Below are 26,099 nucleotides of genomic sequence, written 5' to 3' on the forward strand. Positions count from 1 at the left end.
CTTTTCTTGGAATCTTTATAGAAAGGCAGGCGAAAACAAAATGCACGGGCTCCGGCTTGTCTGTGCCGGATACCTCACAGGTTCAGCGTGGCGCACGCACCACAATACCGGCCGCGTCCAGCGCCCTGCGTGTGGCCTCGACCAGGTCGAGTGCACCCGGGGTATCGCTGTGCAGGCAGATGGAGTCGAATTCGATGGCCAGGTCCTGCCCTTCGACCGTACGCACCAGGCCTTGCTGGCATGCCCGCAACACGCGCTCGGCGACCGCCTTGGGCTCATGGCCCCGCACATTGCGGGTGAATACGATCGAGCCGCTCAGGTCGTACTCACGGTCGGCGTAGAACTCGCGAACCACCGGTTGACCAAGTGCTTGGGCAACACGGCAGATCACCGAGCCCGGCATGCAGTACAGCAGCAGTTCCGGCTCGATCACCCGCAGGTTTTCCACCAGCAGGCGGGCGGCTTCTTCGTCGCGCGCCAGGTGCATGTAAAGCGCGCCGTGGGGTTTGATGTGCTGCAGACTCACCCCCTGAGCACGGGAAATTTCACGCAGTGCGCCCAGCTGATAGAGCATGTCATCGACCAGTTCCTGGGCTGGCGCGTTGATATGCCGGCGGCCAAAGCCGACAAGGTCGCGAAAGCCCGGGTGCGCCCCCACCGCCACGCCGAGGGCCTTGGCCCGCTCGACGGTGCGGCGCATGGTGCCGGGGTCGCCGGCATGAAAGCCCGTGGCGATGTTGGCCGTGCTTATATAGCCCATCAGCTCGCTGTCGACACCGTCGCCAATAGTCCACGGACCAAATCCCTCACCCATGTCCGAGTTGAAATCCACCACCTGCATGACCGTCTCTCCTGGTGCTTGTGACTGCATGCAAGCCACGTTAGATTCTCCTTACCCCCTTGGGAAGATCTATAAACAGATGGGGAGTCTTCGGAAAATCAGATACCTCAGGAGCCCACTGTGTCATTGACCCTGCGTCAGGTCCGCTACTTCGTTGCCACCGCCGAGATCGGCCAGATTTCCCAGGCAGCCATCCACCTGAACATCTCTCAGTCGGCGGTGACTACGGCGATCAAGGAACTGGAAGCCATGCTTGGCGTGATGCTGTTCCAGCGCTCGGCCCAAGGCATGAGCCTGACCGAGGCCGGCCGCCACTTCCTGAACCGCGCCTACGTGATCCTGCGCAGTGTTGACGACGCGCTGAACAGCCCGCTGCCGAACGTGCGCGCCAGCGGCCTGCTGCGCCTGGCGGCAAGCTATACGGTGATCGGCTACTTCCTGCCACACCATCTGCAGCGTCTGGAACACTGGCACCCCGATGTGACCCTGGAGCTGTACGAGCAGGAGCGCAGCGCCATCGAGCAGGGTTTGCTGGAGGGACGTTTCGACATGGCGGTCGTGCTCACCGCCAACCTCACCCACCCCGACATTGTCTCGGAGACACTGTTCAACTCCGAGCGACGGCTGTGGCTGCCTGGCCACCATGCGCTGTGCGAGCGCTCGGCGGTAAGCCTGGCCGATGTCGCCTGTGAGCCGTTCATCCTGTTGACTGTCGATGAGGCCGAGCAAAGCGCCATGCGTTATTGGGAACTGGCCGGGCAGCGCCCGAGCGTGCGGGTGCGGACCAGTTCGGTGGAAGCCGTGCGCAGCATGGTTGCCAATGGCAGTGGTGTGGCGATCTTGTCAGATCTGGTGCACAGGCCTTGGTCGCTGGAGGGCAAGCGCATCGAGACGGTGACCATCAGCGACCCGGTCACACCCATGAGTGTAGGGCTGGCCTGGCACCGTGAGCGGGCATTCAGCCCGGCGATGCAGGCCGTGCGTAATTACTTCCATGATGCGTTCCTGGCGCCCCAGCAGTTGTCCGCCCGGCGCTGAGGGTGTACTGGCAGGGCCGGCCTCTTCGCGGGTAAACCCGCTCCCACAGTTACTGCACCGGCCTTGAGGACAGTGGCTAGCTGAATAAGCCACCGCCCCTGGTGCGACGCGGTCAATGTGGGAGCGGGTTTACCCGCGAAGAGGCCATCACAGGTTTCAGCCGAACGATCAGGCCACAATGCCGTCATAACCTGAGCCGGTGCCGACACGCAAAGAGGACGCGAAATGACCCAGCCCGACCCGTCATATGTCAAATGGCTCGAAGACCGCGCCATGCTCAAGGCTTCCCAGGCGCGCGCCAGCCTGTACTCAGGGCAGTCACGCCTGTGGCAGCAGCCCTACGCCGAAGCCCAGCCCCGCCGCGCCACCGAAATTGCCTCGGTCTGGTTGACCGTGTACCCCGACGCCATCATCGCCCCGCAAGACTGCTCCGTACTTGGCGCCCTGGCTCACGAAGCACTGTGGAAACGCCTGTCGGAGATCGGCATCCAGGGGGTGCACACTGGCCCGATCAAGCTGTCCGGCGGTATCCGTGGCCGCGAACTCACCCCCAGTGTGGACGGTAACTTCGACCGCATCAGCTTCGATATCGACCCGCTGTACGGCAGCGAACAAGAGCTGGTCCAGATGAGCCGCATGGCCGCCGCACACAACGCCGTTACCATCGACGACCTGATTCCCTCGCACACGGGCAAGGGCGCCGACTTCCGCTTGGCCGAGATGGCCCACGGGCCCTACCCGGGGCTGTACCACATGGTCGAAATCCGCGAGGAGGACTGGCCGCTGCTGCCTGAGGTGCCCGCCGGCCGCGATTCGGTCAACCTGCTGCCAGCCCAGTGCGACGAGCTCAAAGCCCGCCATTACATCGTCGGCCAGTTGCAACGGGTGATCTTCTTCGAGCCCGGTGTGAAGGAAACCGACTGGAGCGTCACGCCGCCCATCACCGGTGTCGACGGCAAAACCCGTCGCTGGGTTTACCTGCACTATTTCAAGGACGGCCAACCCTCACTGAACTGGCTAGACCCGACCTTCGCCGCCCAGCAAATGATCATTGGCGATGCCTTGCACGCCCTTGACTGCCTGGGCGCGCGCGGTCTGCGCCTGGACGCCAATGGCTTTCTGGGGGTGGAAACGCGGGCCAGCGGCACCGCCTGGTCAGAAAGCCACCCGCTGTCGATCGTCGGCAACCAGTTGATCGGCGGGATGATACGCAAGGCGGGTGGCTTCAGCTTCCAGGAACTGAACCTGACCCTGGACGACATCGCGCAGATGTGCAAAGGGGGGGCGGACCTGTCCTATGACTTCATCACCCGACCGGCCTATCAGCATGCGCTGCTGACCGGTGATACCGAGTTCCTGCGCCTGATGCTCAAGGAAATGCACGCCTTCGGCATCGACCCCGCCTCGCTGATCCATGCCCTGCAGAACCACGACGAGCTGACGGTGGAGCTGGTGCATTTCTGGACCCTGCACGCCCACGACATGTACCTGTACAAGGGCCAGACCTTGCCAGGGAGTATTTTGCGTGAGCATATCCGTGAAGAAATCTACGAACGCCTCTCGGGCGAGCACGCCCCCTACAACCTGCGCTTCGTCACCAATGGCATTGCCTGCACCACGGCCAGCCTGATCGCCGCAGCGTTGGGCATCCGCGACCTTGAGCAAATCGGTGCGGCCGAAATCGAGCTGATTCAGAAAGTGCATCTGCTGCTGGTCATGTACAACGCCATGCAGCCTGGGGTGGTCGCGCTGTCCGGCTGGGACCTGGTCGGCGCCCTGCCCTTGCCCGCCGAAGCGGTCGCGCAGCGGATGCTGGATGGCGATACCCGCTGGATTCATCGAGGCGGTTACGACCTGGCCGGGCTCGCCCCACAGGCGGAGGAGTCAGTGCGCGGAATGCCGCGGGCTCGGGCATTGTATGGCAGCCTCGACAGCCAGCTGGAACAGGGTGATTCGTTTGCCTGCAAAGTGAAGAAGCTGCTGGCCGTGCGGCAGGCCTATGGCATCGCCACCAGCCGCCAGGTGCTGGTGCCTGAGGTCAGTAGCCCGGGGTTGCTGGTCATGGTTCATGAACTGCCATCCGGGCGCGGTATCCAGATCAGCGCACTGAATTTTGGCCAGGAAGTTATTGCCGAGGAGTTGCAGTTGACCGGGTTCACGCCGGGGCCGGTCGTGGACATGATCAACGAAACGGTCGAAGGGGACCTGACCGAGGACGGGCGACTGCTGGTGAACCTGGACCCGTACGAGGCACTGTGCCTGCGAATCGTCAACAGCAGTGGACATGTGTAAACGGCGCCGGGCCAGGGCAGTGCAGCAGAGGGGCAGGTCGGTCTTGCAATTACAGCGCTACGGGCATAGCGTTCGGGAGATTTCTTTTCCGTGCCCAGGAGCAACTCCATGTACACCGGCATCGTTCAGGCCGTCCGCCCTCTGCTTGATGTGACCACCTACCCGGGCCACAACCAGTTCACGATCGACCTCACCCCGGAACTGCTCGACGAATTGAAGATCGGCGCCAGCGTCAGTGTCGAAGGCACCTGCCTGTCGGTCACCGAAATCGCCGGCACCCAAGTCAGGTTCGACGCCATGACCGCCACGCTCGAACGCACCAACCTACGCTTCTTCAAGGCGGGCCAGGGGGTCAACATTGAACGTTCGGCGAAAATGAACGCCGAAGTCGGTGGCCACCTGATGGCCGGCCATATCGCCACCACCGCCGAAATCGTCGAACTGTCGATCAAGGAAACCGGCGCCTTCATCAAGTTCCGCATGCCCCCGGAATGGGGCAAGTACGTGTTCCCGCGCGGTTTCATCGGGGTCAATGGCTGCAGCCTCACCGTCGCCGATGTCGACGACAACGTCATCACCATCAACCTGATCCCGGAAACCCTGCGCCAGACCACTTTTGCCAGCTACAAGGCCGGCGATCAGCTCAATATCGAGGTCGATCACCAGACCATGGTGCTGGTTGATGTGGTAGAACGCACCATCAAAGGCACCCTGGCCCGCGAAAAACTGCTGCCCTGAGGCCTGACCATGCTGCCCAACGCCCTTCCCGCGCGCACGGCCAGGCGGCTGCGCCTGCAAGTGTTGCGTGGCCGTGTCGGCCTTGGCCTGGTCGCTGGTTTGTCAGTGCTGGCTGGCATGACCGATGCCATCGGCCTGCTGGCGTTGGGCGACTTCGTGTCGTTCATGAGTGGCAATACCACACGCCTGGCCGTGGCCATCAGTGAGGCAGACCTTGCGCTGGTGCTGCGCCTGAGTGGCGCGATACTGGGCTTCGTCGCTGGCAATGCGCTGGGCGTGCTGCTGGCCCGTGGCTTGCGCCGCCGGGCCTGGCCCGTGTTGCTGATGGTTGCGGTACTGCTGGCGTTCGCAGCGGCGTGGCCGTTGGCGGCCACCTTCCCGGCATTGTTGGCCGCCACGCTGGCCATGGGCATGATCAATGCCGTGGTTGAACAGGTGAACGGCCTGCCTATCGGCCTGACTTACGTCACCGGCGCCCTGTCCCGCTTCGGCCGTGGCCTGGGCCGTTGGCTGATGGGCGAACGGCGCAACGGCTGGCGGGTGCAGCTGGTGCCCTGGGCCGGCATGCTGCTGGGGGCCGCGTTGGGCGCCTGGTTGCAGCAGCGCCTGGGCCTGCAGGCACTGGCTGGCAGTTGCGCGCTGGCCTGCGTGCTGGCCCTGGTGTCGCGGTTCATACCGCGCGGCTGGCAGCGTGGCTACATGCCGCGCTGATCAATCAATGCGCGGGTGCTGCTGTGCCAGGGTCTGGCGCTTGGCTTCCAGCTCGGCGATCTGCGCATCGATGTCTTCGATCTTTTGCTCGATGTTGTCGTGGTGCTCCTGCAACAGCTCGCGCGCTTCATCAATGTCCGATGCCGCCGGTGCCGCGCCGCGCAGCGGCTTGTTGGCGGTTTCCTTCATGGTCAACCCAGTCAGCAAGCCAATAGCTGCGATCACCATCAGGTAGTAGGCCGGCATGTACAGGTCGCCCGTGCTCTCCACCAGCCAGGCAGTGAGCGTCGGGGTGAGCCCGGCGATCAGCACCGAAATGTTGAAAGCAGCCGCCAAGGCGCTGTAGCGGATGTGCGTAGGGAACATAGCCGGCAGCGTCGAGGCCATCACACCGATGAAGAAGTTCAGCAGCACGGCAATGATCAGCAGCCCGGCAAAAATCACCCCCAGCACGCCGCTGTTGATCAGCATGAACGCCGGGATGGCCAGGGCGAACAGGCCGACACTGCCCACGATAATGAACGGCCGGCGGCCGAACTTGTCGCTGAGCAGGCCGATCACAGGCTGCACGAACAGCATGCCAACCATGATCGCAATGATGATCAGCACGCCATGGTCTTCGCTGTAATGCAGGTTGTGCGACAGATAGCTCGGCATGTAGGTCAGCAGCATGTAATAGGTGACGTTGGTGGCAATCACCACGCCGATGCAGGTCACCAGGCTGCGCCAGTGCTGTGTGGCCACTTCCTTGAACGACACCTTGGGGCCGGAGGCCAGGCCTTCGCGGTCGCCCTGCTCCAGCTTGTCGACATGCTGCTGGAACGCGGGTGTTTCTTCCAGCGCATGGCGCAGGTAAAGGCCGATGATGCCCAGCGGCAAGGCCAGGAAGAACGGCAGGCGCCATCCCCATTCAAGGAACTTTTCTTCGCCCAGTATGGTGGAAATCAGCACCACCACCCCCGCGCCCAGCACAAAGCCGGCAATCGAGCCGAAGTCCAGCCAGCTACCGAGAAAACCCCGCTTGCGGTCGGGGGCGTATTCGGCCACGAAGATCGACGCGCCTGTGTACTCGCCGCCCACCGAAAAACCCTGGGCCATCTTGGCCAGCAGCAACAGGATGGGCGCCCAGATGCCGATGCTGGCATAAGACGGTATAAGGCCGATGGCAAAGGTGCTGAGCGACATGATGACGATGGTGGCGGCGAGGATTTTCTGCCGCCCGAACTTGTCGCCCAATGCGCCGAAGAACAACCCGCCCAACGGCCGGATCAGGAACGGCACCGAGAAGGTGGCCAGCGCTGCGATCATCTGCACACTAGGGTCGGCGTTGGGGAAAAACACCTTGCCCAGGGCATAAGCCACGAAGCCGTATACGCCAAAGTCGAACCACTCCATCGCATTGCCCAGCGCGGCAGCGGTGATGGCCTTCTTCATCTTGGCGTCGTCGACGATGGTGATGTCCTTCAGCCCGATTGGCTGGACGCGTTTCTTGCGAGGTTTCATACCCGTATCCCTGTCGATGAATGCTCTAAGGGATCAGATACAACGGGACACTAAATAATTCAGCGCTTACTGATTTTTTGTGCATTTGCGCCGCATCACCAACAGCGCAGACAGAAAAGCCGCTGCAGTAGCAGCGGCTTTTTCATACCGAACCCCGGGCTTCAGATACCTTCGCGCGCCAGGTCCATGGCGAAGTAGGTCAGGATCAGGTCGGCACCGGCACGCTTGATTGCGCCGATGCTTTCACGCACCACCCGGCCTTCATCGATGGCGCCCGCGAGGCCGCCGAACTTGATCATTGCGTACTCACCACTCACCTGATACGCCGCCAACGGCAGGCGCGAGGCGGCGCGGATGTCGGCGATCACGTCAAGGTAGGCACCGGCCGGCTTGACCATCAGCACGTCCGCCCCTTCCTGTTCGTCCAGCAGCGATTCGCGCACCGCTTCGCGGCGGTTCATGGGGTTCATCTGGTAGCTCTTGCGGTCGCCCTTCAGCGCGGTGCCACCGGCTTCACGGAACGGGCCGTACAGCGACGAGGCGAACTTGGTGGAGTAGGCCATGATCGCGGTGTCATGGAACCCGGCACCATCCAGCGCGCGACGGATGGCCTGGACCTGGCCGTCCATTGCTGCCGAGGGGGCGATGAAGTCGGCACCGGCAGCGGCGGCAATGACCGCCTGCCTGCCCAGGTTGGCCAGGGTGGCATCGTTGTCCACGCCATGGTCATGCAGTACGCCGCAGTGGCCGTGGCTGGTGTATTCGCAGAAGCAGGTGTCGGACATCACCACCATTTCCGGCACGGTGTCCTTGCAGATGCGCGACATGCGCGCGACCAGGCCGTTTTCGTTCCAGGTGTCGCTGCCGGTGGCGTCCAGGTTGTGCGATACGCCAAAGGTCATCACCGACTTGATACCGGCGCGGGCATAGCGTTCGATTTCCCGGGCCAGCAGCTTCTCGGGGATGCGGTTGACCCCGGGCATGCTGGTAATCGGCACGAAGTCATCGATGCCCTCTTCGACAAAGATCGGCAGGATCAGGTCTTCCAGGCGGAATTCGGTTTCCTGGAAGATCGTGCGCAGGGACTCGTTCTGGCGCAGGCGGCGTGGACGAACGGACGGGAATTGGTTGGACATGACAGCTCCAGGGCATTTTGAACGGCGTATACCTTATGCCTGTCGCGCGTCAGTGAAAAGGCTAAATGACGAGATTGTGTCTTGCGTCAATGGCAATGGCCAGGTTTAGCCTGTGCCGGCCCCTTCGCGGGTGAACCCGCTCACGCAGAACAAACGCTGATTCACAGATTTAGCGGTGACTCTGTGGGAGCGGGCTTGTCCCGCGAACCCCGGCGCAGCCGGGGCCATGCATCGCGTTGCCCGGATGTAGCCTGACAAGATACGGGAAAAGCCTCACAAAGTTGTGAGGCGCCTGCAACGCCTCACTGCAACCAGGGCGGCGTGGGCTCTTCTGCCTTGACCACTCCATGCTCAGCCTCGTCACGCGCTGCACGGCGGCGTGCATCATCCAGCCGAGCGGCGTCGATCTCGCGCATCACCCCGGTCACGTCAGCTTCATGTTCGTCATCCTCGAACACCCCCGTCAACGGGCTGTCGGGCAGCAAATCACCGGCCTCGAACAACGCCCACATCTCCTGCGCATACCGGGTGCTTTTCAGCTCCGGGGCAAAGCGCCCGAAATAATGGGCCATGTTGTCCACATCGCGCTGCAGCATGCTGAAAGCGTGGTTGTTGGCGGCTGCATCCACCGCCTGCGGCAAGTCGATGATCACCGGCCCGTCCGGGCCGAGCAGCACGTTGAACTCGGACAGGTCGCCATGCACCAGCCCCGCACATAGCATCAGCACAATCTGGCGAATGACAAAAGCGTGGAACGTGCGCGCTTCCTCGGCGTCCAGGTGCACGTCGTTCAGGCGCGGGGCCGCGTCGCCATCGGCATCGGTCACCAGCTCCATCAACAGCACGCCGTCCTGGAAGTCGTAGGGCTTGGGCACCCTTACACCAGCACCGGCCAGGCGGAACAATGCGGCCACTTCGGCGTTCTGCCAGGCATCTTCGGCTTCTTTACGGCCGAACTTGCTGCCCTTGGCCATGGCCCGGGCCTGGCGGCTATTACGCACCTTGCGGCCTTCCTGGTATTCGGCGGCCTGGCGGAAGCTGCGCTTGTTGGCTTCTTTATAGACCTTGGCGCAGCGCACCTGGTTGCCGCAGCGCACCACGTACACGGCGGCCTCCTTGCCACTCATCAGCGGCCGCAGTACTTCGTCGACCAGGCCGTCTTCGATCAGGGGTTCGATTCTTTTGGGTGTCTTCATCAGGCTGTGTTCGGGGTCCTGGCTGTGATGGGGGACATCCTCTCACAGCCGGGTGCGACTTGCTCGTCTGTCTTCAGCCCAGGCTGATCAAACGCCCTGCCCTGCGCTGTTCATCGGCACGCCGCGCGCCCGTCGGCGCGTGACCAGCAAGCCTGAACATACCACCAGCACCGCCAGCACCATGGTCGACACCACTTCCACCCGGTGATCTGGACGCAGGAGCATCACTACCAGCACGCTGCTGATGAACACGATCACACCCCAGGTCAGCCACGGGAACAGCCACATGCGGTAACCCAGCGTCTTGCCCTGTGCGGTCAGGCGCTGGCGCAGGCGCAGCTGGGACACCGCGATGACCAGGTACACCAGCAAGGCGATGGCGCCCGAGCTGGCCATGAGGAAGCCAAATACCTTGGCCGGCACCAGGTAATTGGCGATCACTGCCAAAAACGCCGCACCGGTGGAGAGCAGCACCGCGACCACAGGCGTGCCACTGCGGCTGGTCACCTGGGCGCAGGTCGGTGCATCACCGCGACAGCTCAGCGAGTACATCATGCGCGAAGCGGTATACAGCGAAGAGTTCAGGCAACTGGTGACCGAAGTCAGCACCACAAAGTCGATGATGGCCTTGGCATTCGCCACGCCCAGGGTGTCCAGCACCGTGACATAGGACCCCTCGGTCGCCAGGCGCGGGTCAGTCCAGGGGACCAGCGCGATGACGATGAATATCGACAGGATATAGAACAAGGTGATCCGCCAGATCACCGAATTGGTGGCCTTGGAAATATGCTTGCCTGCATCAGAGGATTCAGCTGCGGCAATGGTCACCACCTCGGCGCCGAGGAACGAGAACATGGTGATCAGCATGGCGCTCAGCACCGCGCCAAAGCCATTGGGCATGAAACCGCCGGTATCCCACAGGCGCGAAACACCACTGACACCGGAACCGGGCAACAGGCCAAAAATGGCGCACACACCCAGTGCAATGAACGCGACGATGGCCACCACTTTTACCAGTGCCAGCCAGAATTCGAACTCACCGTAGTTCTTCACGCTGAACAGGTTGGTGGCCGTCAGCAACAAGGTAATCACCAACGACAAGACCCAGATCTCCATCTGCGGGACCCAGGAATTGATGATGGTGGCGGCAATATTGGCTTCGATGGGAATGATCAGTACCCAGAACCACCAGTACAACCAACCGATGGTATAGCCCGCCCACTTGCCGATGGCGAGGTCGGCATAGGTAGAAAACGAACCGGTATCCGGCGAAGCAACCGCCATTTCGGCCAGCATGCGCATCACCAGCACCACCAGGCCGCCGGCCAGGATGTAGGCCAGGATGGTGGCCGGCCCCGCTTCAGCAATGGCACGACCAGAGCCGACGAACAGGCCGGCGCCGATCACACCGGCAATGGACAGCATGGTGACATGCCGTGATTTCAATCCATGACTCAAATTGTTCTTGTGGGTTTGCATGGCACTACCTTGTTGTTTTTGTCATGCCCACGCTGGGGCCGCCGGCTGCACGGTGGCCGACGCAGGCGCGAAAAAGCCCGCCCTGCCCTGAGTGCAGGGCAGTACGGGTTGAGTAAGCGGAAACCGCAGAACGGACTGCGGTATCGTCAGCTGGCCGCCCGCTGGCGGGCCGCCGGGTCCGCCTTGGGGGCATTGCCACCTGCGCGAGTGACCTGCTCACACACCTTCTCGACGATGTAGGCGCCGATCGGGATGGCTGAAGTGGCAGCCGGCGACGGTGCGTTGCACACGTTGACGCTGCGCGCGGTGTTGACGAACAGGAAATCGTCGATCAGCTTGCCATCGCGCGACACCGCCTGGGCACGCACGCCGGCCGGGTAAGGCGTGAGGTCGGCCTTGGTGATACTCGGGCAGTACTTCTGCACCTGCTTGAGATACCCGCCCTTGAACAGCGAGTTTTTCATCTCGATCAGGCCTGGGCGGAAGTTCTTCGCCAGCACCTTGAGAATGCCGGGGGTGGTCAGGGTCTGGAACAGGTCGCCGGGGCTGACGTCGGTCTTGCGGTAGCCCTCGCGCTTCATCGCCAGTACGGCGTTGGGGCCAACCGTGACGGTGCCATCGATCATGCGGGTCAGGTGCACGCCCAAAAACGGCATCGACGGGTCGGGAATCGGGTAGATCAGGTGGTTGACGATCTGGTTGTGCTGTTTGGGCAGCAAGTAGTACTCGCCCCGGAACGGACAGATGACAAACTCGGTGCGCAGGCCCAGCATGCTGACCACGCGGTCGGCCATCAGGCCCGAGCACGTGACCAGGAAACGGCTACGGAACTCGTCGCGCTGAGTGCGCACGACCACTTCGCTGGCGTGCTCCTGCAGGCCGATCACCTCTGCGCCATAGCGAATCTCGCCGCCGGCACGCTGGAATTCTGCGCCCATTGCAGCGGTTACTTCGGCGTAATTGACGATGCCGCTGGACGGCACGAAGATGCCCCCCATCCCCACGATATTGGGCTCGCGTTCGCGCAGTTCGTCTGCCGACAGCCAATAGCGCTCCAGCCCGTTGGCCGCGGTACGCTCCCACAGCGCTTTCATGCGCTGCATTTCCAGCTCGTTGGTGGCCACCAGCAGCTTGCCGCACTCATCGAAGCGGATGCCGTGCTGGGTGCAGAAGGCCTTGGTGGCCTTGTTGCCTTCCAGGCAGAAGCGCGCCTTGAGGCTGCCGGGGGTGTAGTACACGCCAGCGTGGATAACGCCGCTGTTGTGACCGGTCTGGTGGCGGGCCGGGCCGGATTCCTTTTCCAGCAGGAGAATCTTCGCCTCCGGGTACACCTTGATCAGGTGCATGGCCGTGGACATGCCCACAATGCCACCGCCAATAATGATGAAATCGTACACAGCCTTACCTCACACGCAGGCATTGCCTGGCTCGCTCACCAAGGCCCACGCGGGGCCCGGTGGCATCATTTTGTGCAAAGACGCATGGGCGGGCGCCCGCCCTGCGTCCTGTCATTATTGCCCGCGCTGGTACAGCGGTTTGGGGAACGCGACGTAACCCCGCTGGCGCATCAGTTCACGGCGCAGGCCCTCGTGTGGGGTGAAGCGGTCGCGGCCATGCAGCCAGAACAGGTTGTTGATCAGCAGGAAGCTACCCACCGCCACCGGCACCGAAACCTTCTTCGCGCTGCCTTCCAGCGAATCGGACAGGGCGTTCAGCCAGATGCCTTCTTCGTAGTTTTCCGGCTGCACGAACTGGTCAATGTAGCGCATGGTCGGGCGGCCTTCGCCGTCGGTGTCGAATACCGAGTGGAACACATCTTCGGCGACCTTCTTGCTCGGCGGCGCGGTCCAGCGCATTTCGCGGCGGGCCATCGGGTGGCGGAAGAATTCCTCGCATTGCTCCCAGTCGTCCAGGTGCAGCAGCAGGGAGTTACCGCCTTCCATGTTCTTTTCGTCGATCTTCAGCATCAGCACGTAATCGGTGATCTGGTTCACGAAGGTGCCGTCGTTGTGCAGTTCCATGACCCGATGCGGCTGGCGCAGGTAGCTGTCGGAGTTGTCGGAGTTGACTACCACAAAGCGGGCATAGAACTGGCCGCTCATGGCGTCGTAGTTGGAGCGGCCGATCAGGTGTGCGCAAGCGGTGGTGAACTTGACCATGTCCTCGGCCTGGCTCACGTCATCCAGGCCCACCGGGGTAATCAGCATGCCGCCGGTGGCGCGATCAAGGATGGTGTTGAGCAGCACCGGGCGCAGGGTGCCCTGGCACAGCTCGTCAAGGATTTCACCCAGCCGGAAGCGCAGGAACGACTTGTACTCCAGCGCCTGAACCGGCCACTGGGCAACGGCCTCGACGAACGCTTCGACAGTTTCCCGGGCGAAAGTCAGTTCAAGCAGGCGCGGCGACTGTTTCGAAGGGGCAATCGTGTAACCACGGGGCTCGAGCGGCAGTGGCATCACAAGTTCGTCGATCTGCGTAAAAGCGTTCATGGCAGTGTCCTGGCAAAAAAGTGGAAAGCGCCGTCCGGATGTGACCTGGATCAGTGCGGGCGAGGTAAAAGTATCGCCACTAGATGAAAATGTCTACATTTTTGTATTTGAGCGACACTTATGTTTTTTATCCACTGTTTTCCGTCGGCAGACGGTTTCGGTATGATCGCCAAAACGTTTTGAGGAACAGGATCTTGGAAGCGCTCGCCCCCCGACAAAACTCAGCATTCAGCGGGTATGAGAGGCTCAAGAAGGACATCATCCGTGGCGTGTTCAAGCCCGGCGAAAAGCTGTTGATGAGCGCCCTGAAGGAGCGCTACGACCTGGGCGTGGGCCCGCTGCGCGAAGCGTTGTCGCAACTGGTGGCAGAGCACCTGGTCAATGCCATCAGCCAGAAAGGCTACCGGGTGGCGCCCATGTCGCTGGACGAGATGAACGACATCTACGATGCCCGTGCCAACCTGGAGGCGATGATCATTGCCCTGGCCATCGAGCGCGGCGACGACACCTGGGAAGCGTCAGTGCTGGCCCACTCGCATACCCTGGCCAAGGTGGTGGAAGTGAAAACCCGCGAGCAGCGCCTGGATGTGTGGGACGAGCGGCATAAGGCGTTTCATACCGCCATTGCCTCGGGCTGCGGCTCCAAGCACCTGCTGCAGGCACGCACCTACCTGTTCGACCAGGCCGAGCGCTACCGCCACCTGTGGCTGACGCAGACGGTGTTCTCCGAACAGGCCCTGGAGCTCAAGCGCCAGGAGCATGCGGCGCTGGTCGAGGTGATTCTCGCCCGCGACGCCAAGCGCGCCAGCGCCATGATGCGCTCGCACCTGATGACGCCGGTGCCGATCATTGCGCAGATCATGCATGCCGAAGGTATCGGCGCCCGCTGAAACACCACGCCGCTTGCTTCGCGGGTGAACCCGCGAAGAGGCCAGCGCAGGTAAAAGACGCTAGATGAATTTTTCTTAAATCGCCGGTTGTCTATTCTTTGGCACAATCAAATCTCCATTAGATGCCCAGGAACCAGCATGCCTCGCGTACTGACCATCGAAGACGACGCCGTCACCGGCCAGGAAATCGTCGCCGAACTTACCAGCCACGGCCTGGAGGTGGAGTGGGCCGACAATGGCCGTGAAGGCCTGGCCAAAGCCATTGCCGGGGGCTACGACCTGATCACCCTGGACCGCATGCTCCCCGAGGTCGATGGCCTGACCATCGTCACCACCCTGCGCAGCCTCAAGATCGCCACGCCGATCCTGATGATCAGCGCCCTGTCGGACGTCGACGAACGCGTACGCGGCCTGCGTGCAGGCGGTGACGACTACCTGACCAAGCCGTTTGCCTCCGACGAGATGGCCGCACGTGTCGAGGTATTGCTGCGCCGTAACAGCGTGCCCATGACCCAGACCCGCCTGCAGGTTGCGGACCTGCAACTGGACCTGATCAGCCACGAGGCGCGCCGCGGCGACAATACGCTCAACCTGCTGCCCACCGAATACAAACTGCTGGAATACCTGATGCGCCACAGCGGCCAGGTGATCACGCGGATGATGATTTTCGAAGAAGTCTGGGGCTACCACTTCGATCCCGGCACCAACCTGATCGACGTGCACATCGGCCGCCTGCGCAAGAAAATCGACGCCCCCGGCCAGTCGCCGCTGATCCGTACGGTACGGGGCTCCGGCTATGCCATTGCTGAACCCGTCTAAAGGCTGGAGCTCTTCCACCAGCCGCCTGCTGGCGCTGTACAGTTTTCTGTTCGTGGCCTGGAGCAGCATCCTCATGGGCGTGCTGTACTTCGAGGTGTCCAGCTACCTGAACAAGCTCACCCGCCATTCAATGCTGCAGCGACAGCATCTGTTCGCACACATGAGCGGCAAGCAGCTGGACGACGCCCTGATTGCCAGCCAGGCCTTCGAAGAACGCAGCTTTGATGCCTATGGCCTGTTCGACACCCAGCTCAACCCGATTGGCGGCAGTGTTCGTACCCTGCCCCCGGAGCTCAGGCTGGACGGCAAGATCCATGAGTTGAAACGCTGCCTGGATGCCGACGACCCACACCTTCCCCGCGACAGCTGCGATGCGGTGGCGATCAAAGTGCAAGATGGCCGCTGGCTTGTACTGTTCCGCGATAACGGCTCACTGTTCGTGGTTACCCGGATCATTCTCGACGCCCTGCTCTGGGGTATCTCCTTGACGCTGATCCCAGGTTTTGCCGGCTGGTACTTGTTGCGCCGCCGGCCGCTAAAGCGTATCCGCGCGATCCAGGCCCAGGCCGAGCTGATCGTTGCCGGCGACCTGACCCACCGTCTGCCCTTGTCGGCCCGGCGCGACGAGCTGGACATGTTGGCCGCCATCGTCAACGCCATGCTCGACCGCATCGAGCGGCTGATGCATGAGGTCAAGGGTGTGTGCGACAACATTGCCCATGACCTGCGTACCCCGCTTACACGCCTGCGTGCCCAGCTGTACCGCATTCGCCAGCAGAGCGACGTCGACTCCACGCAAGCCGAGGCGCTGGACCAGGCCATCGGCGAAACCGACACCCTGATGGCGCGTTTTCGCGGGTTGCTGCGCATCAGCGAACTGGAAGATCGCCAGCGCCGGGCCGGCTTCGTCCAGCTTGACCCCCATGAACTGCTGGTCGAACTGCACGACTTCTACCTGCCTTTGGCCGAGGATGGCGGCATCCACTTGGAATTGCACCAGCCCGCACAGCTGCCGGCACTGCACGGTGACCGCGAACTGCTGTTTGAGGCCCTGGCCAACCTTGTGGGCAACGGTATCAAGTTCACGCCCCAGGGTGGGCAAGTGCGGATTAGCGCAACACACGACGACACCGGTGTGCACCTGGCTATCGAGGACAGCGGGCCGGGCATCCCCGAAGAAGAGCGTACGGCCGTGCTGAAGCGGTTCTATCGCAGCGAGGAAGGTCACCGCCACGCGGGCTTCGGGCTGGGTCTGTCGATCGTTGCCGCGATCGTTGACCTTCATGGGTTTGGACTGGAGATAGGCGCCAGCGAGCTGGGTGGCGCCAGGCTGGTACTGCATTGCCCATTGATAGGGGTATCAAAGTAACGGCTGGGCGCCTCGCCCAGCAAACGCTTGAACACGATCGCAAAGGCGCTCGGGCTGCTGTAGCCAAGCGCCATCGCGACGCGCGTGACGGGCTCACCCTTTCCAAGCCGAACCACGGCATCCAGCAAGCATGCCTGCTGGCGCCATTCGATAAAGCTGATCCCGGTGTACAAGCGAAACTGGCGTGTGAACGTGCGCCGGCTCATGCATGCCCATTGCGCCATTCCATCGATACCTGTTTGCAGCGAGGGTGCCGCCAGAAACGCCTTGCATGCCTGGGCAAGGCGCGGTTCCTCGGGGATCGGCGCATTCAGCGAAAGCGCCGGCATGTCGGCAATCTCATGCAGCAGCAAGCCCATCAAGCAGGCATGACGCCCCTGTAGGGGGTGCTGGGCAGGCACTTCGATCGCCTTCTCAAGCAGTTGCTGCACCAATGGGGAAACGGCGAAGACCTGGCAATGCCGAGGTAGGCCGACCCGCTCGGCTGCCTGCGGGCAAATGTAGGCATTGAGCATGATGACCGGGCCGCGCATCTGCATTGCATGGGCCAGTCGCGCAGGCACCCAAATGGCCCGCAACGGCGGCACAGCCCAGTTGCCCGCTTCAGTTGCCACTGTGATCACGCCGCAGGCGGCAAAGGCAAACTGCCCTCGATCGTGACGGTGTTTCGGGAAAGATTCGCCGTCGGCAAAAGCCTTCCTTGTAACCACCACTTCACACAGCGTGTTGCCGTACAGCGTGTCTTCAGCGTTTGTCATGGCCTGATTTTAATCAGATTTGACCTTCAATTGAAAGCGGGCCAAACCGCTGACCGGCATATTAACGGAAGCGTCAAGGCGCACTGCCGCGACATCAGTAGATTGCCAAACCATGCACAGAAAACACATGATCCTTGCCGTCCTGGTTACAGCCCTATGGGGCCTCAACTTCCCGCTCACAAAACTGGGTTTGGCCCACATAGACCCACTCCTGCTCACAGGCTTACGCTTCGCACTGTGCGCATTGCCGTGGGTGTTTTTTGTGACGCGCCCGAAGGTCGCTGTCCATTGGCTAGCTGCATATGGCCTGATCTTTGGCGTAGCGATGTGGGCACTGATCAATCTCGGGATCGCCATGGGGGTGCCAGCCGGCAGCGCCTCGCTACTGATTCAGTTCAGTGCATTTTTTACCCTGGCGTGGGGCTGTTTACTGTTTCGCGAACGCCTGACCGGCACCCAATTGGTCGGCATCGCGCTGGCGGCAACAGGGTTGGTTGGCATTCTGGCAGTAAGCCCCGGCAAAACCACGACCACAGGTTTGCTGCTGCTCTTGATCAGCGCGCTAGCCTGGAGCATCGGCAACGTCATCATCAAGCTGTCAAAGGTGAAGGAGATATTTGCCTTCGTCATATGGGCCAGCCTTTTCGCGCCAATACCTTTGCTGTCGCTGGCCTGGTGGCTGCATGGCACAGCCGCGTTCGTGGCACTGGCAGCGCAGGCGAATGCCGTCGTGGTCTTTTGCCTGTTATTCCAGGTGTATGCCGCAACACACTTTTGCTACTGGGGATGGAATTACCTGTTGCGCGAATACCCAGTGTCCAGGGTAGCGCCGCTTTCGCTGCTGATTCCGGTTTTCGGCATCGCCAGCTCAGCCTTGATCGTGGATGAGGTGCCTAGCGGGTGGGAGTGGCTGTGTATTGCCCTGATCTTATCGGCGCTGGCGGTCGGCATGAAGCCAGGGCGAGCGGTACTGGGCAGCAAACCGGTGGCTGCTGTTCACTAGCGTGTCGCGAAAGGGCTGCATGGCAGCCCCTTCGCGCCATTGGATCAGTCAGCCAGACGCCAGGTAGTAGAGCCTTTGCTGTCTTCCAGTACCACACCCATGGCGGTCAGCTGGTCGCGAATACGATCAGACTCGGCCCAGTTCTTGTCCGCACGAGCCTGCAGCCGCGCCTGTATCAGGCCTTCCACCTCGCCAGCATCGACCTTGCCTTCGGCACCCGCACGCAGGAAGTCATCGGCTTCCAGTTGCAGCACACCCAGCACTTCACCCAGCTCGCGCAGGCGGCCAGCCAGGCCGGCAGCAGCGTCTGGGTCGCTGTCGCGCAGGCGGTTGATCTCGCGCACCAGGTCGAACAGTACGGCGCAGGCCTCGGGGGTACCGAAGTCGTCGTTCATCGCCACACTGAAACGCTCGACAAACGCCTCGCCGCCCTTGGCCGCCACCCGTGGCAAACCACGCAAGGCGTGGTAGAAGCGCTCAAGCGCGCCCTTGGCGTCGCGCAGGCTGTCTTCGGAGTAGTTGATCGCGCTGCGGTAGTGGCTGGCCACCAGCAGGTAGCGCACCACTTCTGGGTGGTACTTCTCGAGCACGTCGCGGATGGTGAAGAAGTTGTTCAACGACTTCGACATCTTCTCGCCGTTGATCCGGATCATGCCGCAGTGCATCCAGGCGTTGGCGTACTGCTTGCCAGTGGCCGCCTCGCTCTGGGCAATCTCGTTCTCGTGGTGCGGGAATTCCAGGTCGCTGCCGCCGCCGTGAATGTCGAAGCTCTCACCCAGGCAGCAGGTGGACATCACCGAGCACTCGATGTGCCAGCCCGGACGGCCCGGGCCCCATGGCGATTCCCAGCTCGGTTCGCCGGGCTTGACGCCCTTCCACAGCACGAAGTCCAGCGGGTCCTGCTTGGCTTCGTCGACCTCGATGCGTGCACCGATGCGCAGGTCTTCGATTTTCTTGCGCGACAGCTTGCCGTAGCCGACGAACTTGCCGACGCGGTAGTACACGTCGCCGTTGCCCGGGGCATAGGCGTAACCCTTGTCGATCAGGGTCTGGATCATCGCGTGCATGCCGGCGATATGGTCGGTGGCACGCGGCTCCTGGTCTGGCGGCAGGATGTTCAGGCGGCGCTCGTCTTCATGCATCGCATCGATCATACGAGCAGTCAGGGCTTCGAAGCTTTCACCGTTCTCGTTGGCGCGGTTGATGATCTTGTCATCGATATCGGTGATGTTGCGCACATAAGTCAGCTCGTAGCCGCTCTTGCGCAGCCAGCGGGTGACCAGGTCGAAGGCCACCATGCTGCGGCCATGGCCCAGGTGGCAGTAGTCGTACACGGTCATGCCGCACACGTACATGCGCACCTTGTTGCCATCCAGCGGCTTGAAGGTTTCCTTCGCTTTGCTCAGGGTGTTGTAAATGGTAAGCACGGCGTTTCCTCAGCTGCCCCAGGAGTCACGCAGGGTGACAGTGCGGTTGAATACCGGGCGGCCCGGCTGGCTGTCTTTCAGGTCGGCGCAGAAGTAGCCTTCGCGCTCGAACTGGAAACGGTCCTCAGGCTGCGCCTGGGCCAGCGAAGGCTCGGCACGGCAACCGCTGAGCACTTGCAGCGAGTCTGGGTTGATGTTGTCCAGGAAGCTGCCGCCCTCCTCGGTCTTTTCCGGGTTCGGCGAGCGGAACAGGCGGTCGTACAGGCGCACTTCGCACTCGACGCTGCCCTCGGCCGGCACCCAGTGGATCACGCCCTTGACCTTGCGGCCTTCAGGGTTCTTGCCCAGGGTGTCCGGGTCGTACGAGCAACGCAGCTCGACGATAGTGCCGTCGGCGTCCTTGATGGCCTCGTCGGCGCGGATCACGTAGCTCCCGCGCAGGCGCACTTCACCGGCCGGCTCCAGGCGCTTGTAGCCCTTCGGCGGCTCTTCCATGAAGTCATCGCGGTCGATGTACAGCTCGCGTGCGAACGGCAGCACACGCACGCCCATGTCTTCTTTAGGGTGGCGCGGCAGCTCAAGTTGCTCCACCTGGCCTTCCGGGTAGTTGGTGATGACCACTTTCAGCGGGCGCAGTACGCACATGGCGCGCGGTGCGGTGCGGTCCAGGTCGTCACGGATGCTGAATTCGAGCATCGACATGTCGACCACGCCGTCGGAGCGGTTGGTGCCGATCATTTCGCAGAAGTTGCGGATCGAAGCCGGGGTGTAGCCACGGCGACGGAAGCCGGACAGGGTCGACATGCGCGGGTCGTCCCAGGCGTCGACGTGCTTTTCGTCAACCAGCTGCTTGAGCTTGCGCTTGGACGTGATGGTGTAGTTCAGGTTCAGGCGGCTGAACTCGTACTGGCGCGGGTGCGCCGGCACGGGCAGGTTGTCGAGGAACCAGTCGTACAGCGGACGATGCCCTTCGAACTCCAGGGTGCAGATCGAGTGGGTGATGCCCTCGATGGCGTCCGACTGGCCGTGGGTGAAGTCATAGTTGGGGTAGATGCACCATTTGTCACCGGTCTGGTGATGGTGGGCATGGCGGATGCGGTACAGGATCGGGTCGCGCAGGTTCATGTTTGGCGAAGCCATGTCGATCTTCGCCCGCAGCACGCGCTCGCCGTCCTTGAACTCGCCGGCCTTCATGCGGGCGAACAGGTCGAGGTTTTCTTCCACGCTACGCTCGCGGAACGGGCTGTTCCTGCCCGGCTCCTTGAGATTGCCGCGGTATTCCTTGGCTTGATCAGGGGTCAGGTCGCAGACATAGGCCTTGCCACGCTTGATCAGCTCGAGGGCCCATTCGTGCAGCTGGTCGAAGTAGCTGGACGCATAACGCACGTCGCCGGCCCAGTCGAAGCCCAGCCATTTGACGTCGCTCTGAATGGCGTCGATGTATTCCTGGTCTTCCTTGGCCGGGTTGGTGTCATCGAAACGCAGGTGGCAGACGCCCCCGAATTCCTTGGCCAGGCCGAAGTTGACACAGATCGACTTGGCATGACCGATGTGCAGGTAGCCGTTGGGCTCCGGCGGGAAGCGGGTGACGATGCTGCTGTGCTTGCCCGAGTCCAGGTCGGCCTGGATGATCGGCCGCAGGAAGTTCGCAGGGACAGCGGGGGCGCCTTTGGCAGCGGCGTTGGGCGCGTTGTCGGCAGTGGGCTTGCTCATAGGATCCTTGAATGCACGTGTCCGGCCTGGGTAGGCCGATTGAAACAAAGGGCCTATCATAGCCGAAGCAGTCAAGCTGCTGACAGTCGGGCCCGGACAAACTGGCGTGATTTATCACGGCTTTTTGCCGCAGCCTGGCAAAATGGCCAGTGCGCGCCATGTGTCGTGATCGCCTGAACTTGCGTCAGGTGATAACCGGCGCCCTGCGCACCCTAATTCCCGATTGCCTTGAAAAAGCGAGTTTCAGCATGTCCAAAGTCAAACTGACCACCAACCACGGCGACATCGTCATTGAACTGAACGCTGAAAAAGCCCCGATTACCGTGGCCAACTTCATCGAATACGTCAACGCAGGCCACTACACCAACACCGTGTTCCACCGCGTGATCAAGGGCTTCATGATTCAGGGCGGCGGTTTCGAGCCAGGCATGAACGAAAAGCGCGACAAGCGTGCCAGCATCCAGAACGAAGCTGACAACGGCCTGAAAAACGCCAAGTACACCATCGCCATGGCTCGCACCATGGAGCCGCACTCTGCTTCGGCGCAGTTCTTCATCAATGCCTCGGACAACGACTTCCTCAACCACAGCGGCAAGAACGTACAGGGCTGGGGCTACGCGGTATTCGGTGAAGTGATTGAAGGCCGTGAAGTGGTTGATGCCATCGAGAAGGTCGCCACCGGTTCCAAGGCTGGCCACCAGGACGTACCAAAAGAAGACGTGATCATCGAGAAAGCCGAGATCATTGGGTGATACTGCTGATCTCCGATCTGCATTTGCAAGAAGAGCGCCCGGACATTTCCCGGGCGTTTCTTGATCTGCTCGACGGCCGTGCCCGCCACGCCAAGGCGTTGTACATCCTGGGCGACTTCTTCGAAGCGTGGATCGGCGACGATGCCATGACGCCCTTTCAGCAGTCGATCTGCCAAGCCATGCGCCGGCTGAGCGACAGCGGTACAGCCATCTTCCTGATGCATGGCAACCGTGACTTCCTGATCGGCCAGGCCTTCTGCGACGCTGCGGGCTGCACGTTGTTGAGCGACCCCAGTGTGATCGAGCTGGGCGGTGAACAGGTGCTGCTGATGCATGGCGACACCTTGTGCACACGCGACCTGGGTTACATGAAAATGCGCCGCTTGCTGCGCAACCCGCTGAGCTTGTGGGTCTTGCGTCACCTGCCGCTGTCAGCCCGCTACAAGCTGGCGCGCAAACTGCGCAGCGAAAGCAGCACGCAAGTGCGGATGAAGTCCACCGAAATTGTCGACGTCACACCGGAGGAAGTACCCAAGGTGATGGCGGCGCATGGCGTGCGCACGCTGGTGCATGGCCATACCCACCGGCCAGCGATTCACAAGCTGGTGGTTGATGGGGAACCGGCACGGCGCATCGTGCTGGGCGACTGGGACCGCCGCGGCTGGGCCTTGCAAGTAGATGAGCAAGGGTTTCAGCTGGCGCCGTTCGAATTTGCCTGACATTACAGGACTGGCAGTACCGGCCCTTTCGCGGGCAAGCCCGCTCCCACCGGTACACCACAAGTATGAAAATCTGTGGCGTACCTGTGGGAGCGGGCTTGCCCGCGAAGAGGCCAGAATGCCTCACTGCTGAACCACCGCCCCTTTGTCCCGCTCACTGATCACCACTTCCCGGTACTCCGGGTCTGCCTTGATCTGCGCCTCGGTAAACGGAATCACCGCCAGTTGCTTGGCCGCAAATGCCTTGGTCTGGTCACTGGCATGGGCTGAAGCCGCTTCGCTCGACTGGGAGAATGCCAATAACCCACGAGCCTCTGGCCCTTTGTCGGTGAAGCTGACCAGTTGCAGGTAGCTGGTACCGCTGACCACCAACCGCTTGCCCTGCCCGTGCGGCACACTGTACATCGCGTTGTACACGCCCAGAGCCTGCGGACCACCGGGTACCGGCGTGCCATCGAGCGACTGCTGCACCTGCCCCCAACGCGTCCCCTCCGCGACACCGCTGTCGTTCACCTGCTTGAGCGACGCCAGTGCCGCGTCATGCACCCGTTTGCGCACGGCCGCCTGCTCCACCGCCAGACCACGGGGCGTGTGCTGCGGGTCTGCCGGGTCAAAGGCCACACGCCAGCTTTCCGGGTGCTCGGCCAGGGCAGTGAACAGGTTCTGGAAATGCACCAGACCAATGCCACTGTCGAGGTCGGCCTTGCCATTCCAGGCAGCCAGGCTGCTGCACACGGCCTGTACCTCTATGGCGGCGCCCTGGCACCATTGCAGCAGGTCTGGCAGCACCAGGCTGGCCAGGTAAACCTCGTCGTCGGTCACCATGCGCTGCAAGTCATCAACGCTCAGCCTTGCCGTGCCCTGCAGGCGCTGCAGGGCGAAACGGCCGCGCATGCCCAGCGGCTGGTCACTGCGGCTGATCAAGGGTGAATAGCCGGTCAGCGGCTGCGCCGGGTTGGCCAACCAGGCCGGGTCGTTGGAGTTCTGCACGAAGTCCTCGCGTTCAAGGCTCGGCAGCAGTCGCGCCGGGAAGATTCCCGGTTGCGCAGCGTTCGCGTCGATCTTCCATTGGCAGGCGCTACGCGAGCCGTCCAGCACCACTACGGGCCCTTGCCCTTGCGGGGTGCTGCAAGCGCCGAGCAGTTGCTGATCCACATATGGCACCACCGATTGGTTCAGGTACAACGCCCGCCCCCCTGGGTCCACGGCCAGGGTGTTGACCCAAGGGATACCCTGCAACTGCTCGACCGAGCCTTTCAACGCTGCCAGGTTATCGGCACGATTGATCTGGTACCACTGTTGCAGCACCCGGGTGTTGTCGAGGTTGGCGTCACGCAAGCTGTAGGCCACATGCGCATCCCAATCCAGGCGCCCGGGCCATTGCACCACCGGGCCGAATTGCGAACTGTAGACCTGCCGCTCCACCTGACCGAGGCTGCCATCCTCAGCCTTGACGGCAACGCTGATGGTTTGCCGGGCCAATGGCAGCGACTTGCCATCCAGCAGGTAGCGGGTCGGGTCCTTGGGGTCGAGCTGCAGCCGGTACAAAGTGAAGTGTTTGGACGTGTCGACGGTATGCGTCCAGGCCAGGTGCCTGTTGAAACCAATGTTGACCACCGGCAGGCCCGGCAATGCCGCGCCCATCACATCGAGCTGGCCGGGAATGGTCAACTGCATCTGGTAGAAGCGCATGCCGCCCATCCACGGGAAATGCGGGTTGGCCAGCAACAGGCCACGGCCATTGGCCGAACGCTGTGCCCCGACCGCCACCGCATTACTACCGCGCTCCGTGGCAAAGCGCGCTTGCCACGCCAGCGCAGCGGCGAAGCCTGCCGGCGCCTGCTGGCGAGCCTGTGCAGGGGGTTGCGCGCCTGCCAGCGCCTCGACGAACTGCCCGACGCCACCCTCGGCCAACAGGCGACGGGTCAGCTTGACCAGGTCCTGGCTGGTGATCGGTCGCAACCACTCACCGTTACCGCATTCGGCGGGTAGCCCCCCGCGGCGGCGCTCGGCCAGCGCCCGGTTGTAGCCGCTGGCATAACCCGCCAGCAATGCTTGCACCTGCGCCGGCTGCGCCTGCAGGAACGTATCGACCGCCACTGGGCTGTTGAGCCAAGTGAAAAACACGTCGCTGGCCAGGTTGTCACGCTGCTCCAGGGTCTTGCCGTTGGCACCAAAATGGCGTGAGCGCTCACCACTGACGGTCAGCACCTCGTTGGCCAGCAGGCACAGGTTGTCCTGGGCATAGGCATAGCCGACGCCATAGCCCAGGCCGCGCTCATCCTTGGCCACGATATGCGGCACCCCGTAACTGGTTCGACGAATCTGCGCGCTGGCATCAGTGGCGGGCTGCGCGTGTACGGCAACGCTCACCGCCAACAGCGCAGCGGCCAGGCCTGCGCACGTCATGGGATGGGAAAGTGGAAACACGGGCACTCCTCGGGTTCGGGCTCTATCCCGATCAGACGAATGGCCAGATGAAAATTTTACGTGTTACCGGGCAATGGAACGTCTTGAAGAAGAACACCATTTTTTTTACGGGTGGGTTGCAGTTTTTGCGTTCTCATTCGTCCTAGTTAGTGAGGCAACCACATTTCGGGTTCGTCCACGAAAAGGAGCATTCACATGTACAACCCGCAACCCTCGACCCAGGCCGGGCGCGTCCCAGGCAAAGCGCCCAACGGACAGGACGTTTTTTCTGAAGAACGCATCGGCAACGAACAGATCCGCGAGCTCCTGCGTACTTTCGGTCTGCGTACCAGCCTGATCCGGCTCAAGGTGATCGATGCCCTGCACACCGCCGACCGCAATGGCCGCAGCATTGGCGTACGCGGCGTGCACGCACAACTGGAACAACTGGACATACCGCTGTCGTTCCTCAGCGTGCGTGAAGTGCTAAAGCGGCTGTGCACCGAAGGTGTCATCGAGTTGGGCAACGACAAGTGCTATAGCCTCAACGCCCAGGCGCGCGCCGTACTGGAGCAGGCATCCTCGCGTTAAGCGCATGGCCGGCCACACCTGGCCGGCCCGCAGGGGTCAGGGTTTGACCTTGCGCCGCAGGATGCCGTTGATCACCACGACCACCACAGCGATGGCGATGGCCAGCATCTGAAAGGTCTGCTCACTGATCGTGCCCTGCTTCTGCAGGTGGGACAGGCCCAGCATCAGGCCCAGTACCACCAGGATGATCAGAAGGGAATATTTAAGGCGCTGCACGTGTGTCATC

The 26,099-nt window shown here is 62.1% G+C and carries 23 protein-coding genes; 11 read left to right on the forward strand and 12 right to left on the reverse strand.

Annotated elements, in window-relative coordinates; genetic code table 11:
* Positions 1–82: 82 nt before the first annotated feature.
* Positions 83–841, reverse strand: coding sequence for a 5-oxoprolinase subunit PxpA (locus tag J3A71_RS16980; RefSeq protein WP_096426004.1), 759 nt, complete (start codon positions 839–841; stop codon positions 83–85).
* Positions 842–961: 120 nt separating this feature from the next.
* On the opposite strand from J3A71_RS16980, the gene J3A71_RS16985 reads away from it, so the two are divergent.
* The 4 genes from J3A71_RS16985 (at position 962) to J3A71_RS17000 (ending at position 5,620) form a co-directional block, all read left to right on the forward strand.
* Complete coding sequence (locus tag J3A71_RS16985; protein ID WP_023049313.1) at positions 962–1,879, forward strand: LysR family transcriptional regulator; 918 nt, start codon at positions 962–964, stop codon at positions 1,877–1,879.
* Between the two features lie 225 nt (positions 1,880–2,104).
* A complete protein-coding gene (gene treS, locus J3A71_RS16990; protein ID WP_096426003.1) occupies positions 2,105–4,171 on the forward strand; it encodes a maltose alpha-D-glucosyltransferase in 2,067 nt (688 codons plus the stop codon).
* 108 nt (positions 4,172–4,279) lie between these two features.
* A complete protein-coding gene (locus J3A71_RS16995) occupies positions 4,280–4,909 on the forward strand; it encodes a riboflavin synthase subunit alpha (protein ID WP_095115087.1) in 630 nt (209 codons plus the stop codon).
* A 9-nt stretch (positions 4,910–4,918) separates the two neighbouring features.
* Complete coding sequence (locus J3A71_RS17000) at positions 4,919–5,620, forward strand: YoaK family protein (RefSeq protein ID WP_016486560.1); 702 nt, start codon at positions 4,919–4,921, stop codon at positions 5,618–5,620.
* Here J3A71_RS17000 and proP read toward each other — a convergent pair whose 3' ends face one another.
* From proP to glaH, 6 genes are all read right to left on the reverse strand, one after another.
* The gene (gene proP / locus J3A71_RS17005; RefSeq protein WP_023047996.1) at positions 5,621–7,123 is read right to left on the reverse strand and encodes a glycine betaine/L-proline transporter ProP; all 1,503 of its coding nucleotides are present in this window, start codon (positions 7,121–7,123) and stop codon (positions 5,621–5,623) included.
* A gap of 161 nt (positions 7,124–7,284) precedes the next feature.
* Entirely contained in the window at positions 7,285–8,259 is a 975-nt protein-coding gene (gene hemB, locus J3A71_RS17010) for a porphobilinogen synthase (protein ID WP_023047995.1), read from the reverse strand.
* A gap of 302 nt (positions 8,260–8,561) precedes the next feature.
* Positions 8,562–9,455 (reverse strand): PA4780 family RIO1-like protein kinase, encoded by an 894-nt coding sequence (locus J3A71_RS17015; protein ID WP_023047994.1) that lies wholly within the window; start codon positions 9,453–9,455, stop codon positions 8,562–8,564.
* Positions 9,456–9,542: 87 nt separating this feature from the next.
* Positions 9,543–10,934, reverse strand: a complete 1,392-nt coding sequence (gabP, locus tag J3A71_RS17020; RefSeq protein WP_016486556.1) for a GABA permease — start codon at positions 10,932–10,934, stop codon at positions 9,543–9,545.
* Between the two features lie 146 nt (positions 10,935–11,080).
* A complete protein-coding gene (lhgO, locus tag J3A71_RS17025) occupies positions 11,081–12,331 on the reverse strand; it encodes an L-2-hydroxyglutarate oxidase (RefSeq protein ID WP_096426002.1) in 1,251 nt (416 codons plus the stop codon).
* A gap of 114 nt (positions 12,332–12,445) precedes the next feature.
* Entirely contained in the window at positions 12,446–13,423 is a 978-nt protein-coding gene (gene glaH / locus J3A71_RS17030) for a glutarate dioxygenase GlaH (protein ID WP_023047992.1), read from the reverse strand.
* Between the two features lie 194 nt (positions 13,424–13,617).
* On the opposite strand from glaH, the gene csiR reads away from it, so the two are divergent.
* The 3 genes from csiR (at position 13,618) to J3A71_RS17045 (ending at position 16,501) form a co-directional block, all read left to right on the forward strand.
* Positions 13,618–14,313, forward strand: coding sequence for a DNA-binding transcriptional regulator CsiR (csiR, locus tag J3A71_RS17035; RefSeq protein WP_016486553.1), 696 nt, complete (start codon positions 13,618–13,620; stop codon positions 14,311–14,313).
* A 138-nt stretch (positions 14,314–14,451) separates the two neighbouring features.
* Positions 14,452–15,132, forward strand: a complete 681-nt coding sequence (locus tag J3A71_RS17040; RefSeq protein ID WP_016486552.1) for a response regulator transcription factor — start codon at positions 14,452–14,454, stop codon at positions 15,130–15,132.
* The gene (locus J3A71_RS17045) at positions 15,110–16,501 is read left to right on the forward strand and encodes a HAMP domain-containing sensor histidine kinase (RefSeq protein WP_060516606.1); all 1,392 of its coding nucleotides are present in this window, start codon (positions 15,110–15,112) and stop codon (positions 16,499–16,501) included. The genes J3A71_RS17040 and J3A71_RS17045 overlap by 23 nt, the downstream gene beginning before the upstream one ends.
* Here the strand turns inward: J3A71_RS17045 and J3A71_RS17050 are convergent.
* Positions 16,414–17,259, reverse strand: a complete 846-nt coding sequence (locus J3A71_RS17050; RefSeq protein ID WP_209953060.1) for a helix-turn-helix transcriptional regulator — start codon at positions 17,257–17,259, stop codon at positions 16,414–16,416. The genes J3A71_RS17045 and J3A71_RS17050 overlap by 88 nt on opposite strands.
* 112 nt (positions 17,260–17,371) lie before the next feature.
* On the opposite strand from J3A71_RS17050, the gene J3A71_RS17055 reads away from it, so the two are divergent.
* On the forward strand, positions 17,372–18,262 hold the full coding sequence (locus J3A71_RS17055) for an EamA family transporter (protein ID WP_096426001.1): 891 nt from the start codon (positions 17,372–17,374) through the stop codon (positions 18,260–18,262).
* 44 nt (positions 18,263–18,306) lie between these two features.
* Here J3A71_RS17055 and cysS read toward each other — a convergent pair whose 3' ends face one another.
* Together cysS and J3A71_RS17065 are read right to left on the reverse strand one after the other, a co-directional pair.
* Positions 18,307–19,689, reverse strand: a complete 1,383-nt coding sequence (gene cysS / locus J3A71_RS17060; protein WP_096426000.1) for a cysteine--tRNA ligase — start codon at positions 19,687–19,689, stop codon at positions 18,307–18,309.
* 9 nt (positions 19,690–19,698) lie between these two features.
* Positions 19,699–21,402, reverse strand: coding sequence for a glutamine--tRNA ligase/YqeY domain fusion protein (locus tag J3A71_RS17065; protein WP_016486547.1), 1,704 nt, complete (start codon positions 21,400–21,402; stop codon positions 19,699–19,701).
* 248 nt (positions 21,403–21,650) lie between these two features.
* Between J3A71_RS17065 and J3A71_RS17070 the strand changes: the two genes are divergently transcribed.
* The gene (locus J3A71_RS17070) at positions 21,651–22,154 is read left to right on the forward strand and encodes a peptidylprolyl isomerase (RefSeq protein ID WP_031311992.1); all 504 of its coding nucleotides are present in this window, start codon (positions 21,651–21,653) and stop codon (positions 22,152–22,154) included.
* The gene (locus J3A71_RS17075; RefSeq protein WP_016486545.1) at positions 22,151–22,873 is read left to right on the forward strand and encodes a UDP-2,3-diacylglucosamine diphosphatase; all 723 of its coding nucleotides are present in this window, start codon (positions 22,151–22,153) and stop codon (positions 22,871–22,873) included. Before J3A71_RS17070 ends, J3A71_RS17075 begins: the two co-directional genes overlap by 4 nt.
* A gap of 123 nt (positions 22,874–22,996) precedes the next feature.
* Here J3A71_RS17075 and J3A71_RS17080 read toward each other — a convergent pair whose 3' ends face one another.
* Positions 22,997–25,303 carry an acylase gene (locus tag J3A71_RS17080; RefSeq protein ID WP_096425999.1) on the reverse strand — a complete coding sequence of 769 codons (2,307 nt, stop codon included), beginning with the start codon at positions 25,301–25,303 and terminating at the stop codon, positions 22,997–22,999.
* Positions 25,304–25,498: 195 nt separating this feature from the next.
* Here J3A71_RS17080 and J3A71_RS17085 point away from each other — a divergent pair, with 195 nt between their 5' ends.
* Entirely contained in the window at positions 25,499–25,873 is a 375-nt protein-coding gene (locus tag J3A71_RS17085; RefSeq protein ID WP_016486543.1) for a fe2+ zn2+ uptake regulation protein, read from the forward strand.
* Between the two features lie 36 nt (positions 25,874–25,909).
* On the opposite strand, the gene J3A71_RS17090 is transcribed toward J3A71_RS17085, so the two are convergent.
* Positions 25,910–26,098: a hypothetical protein gene (locus tag J3A71_RS17090; RefSeq protein ID WP_003248064.1), complete on the reverse strand. Its 189-nt coding sequence runs from the start codon at positions 26,096–26,098 to the stop codon at positions 25,910–25,912.
* Position 26,099: the final 1 nt, after the last annotated feature.

Source organism: Pseudomonas sp. PvP089 (genome assembly GCF_017875165.1).
GTDB classification, from domain to species: Bacteria; Pseudomonadota; Gammaproteobacteria; order Pseudomonadales; family Pseudomonadaceae; genus Aquipseudomonas; species Aquipseudomonas fortuita.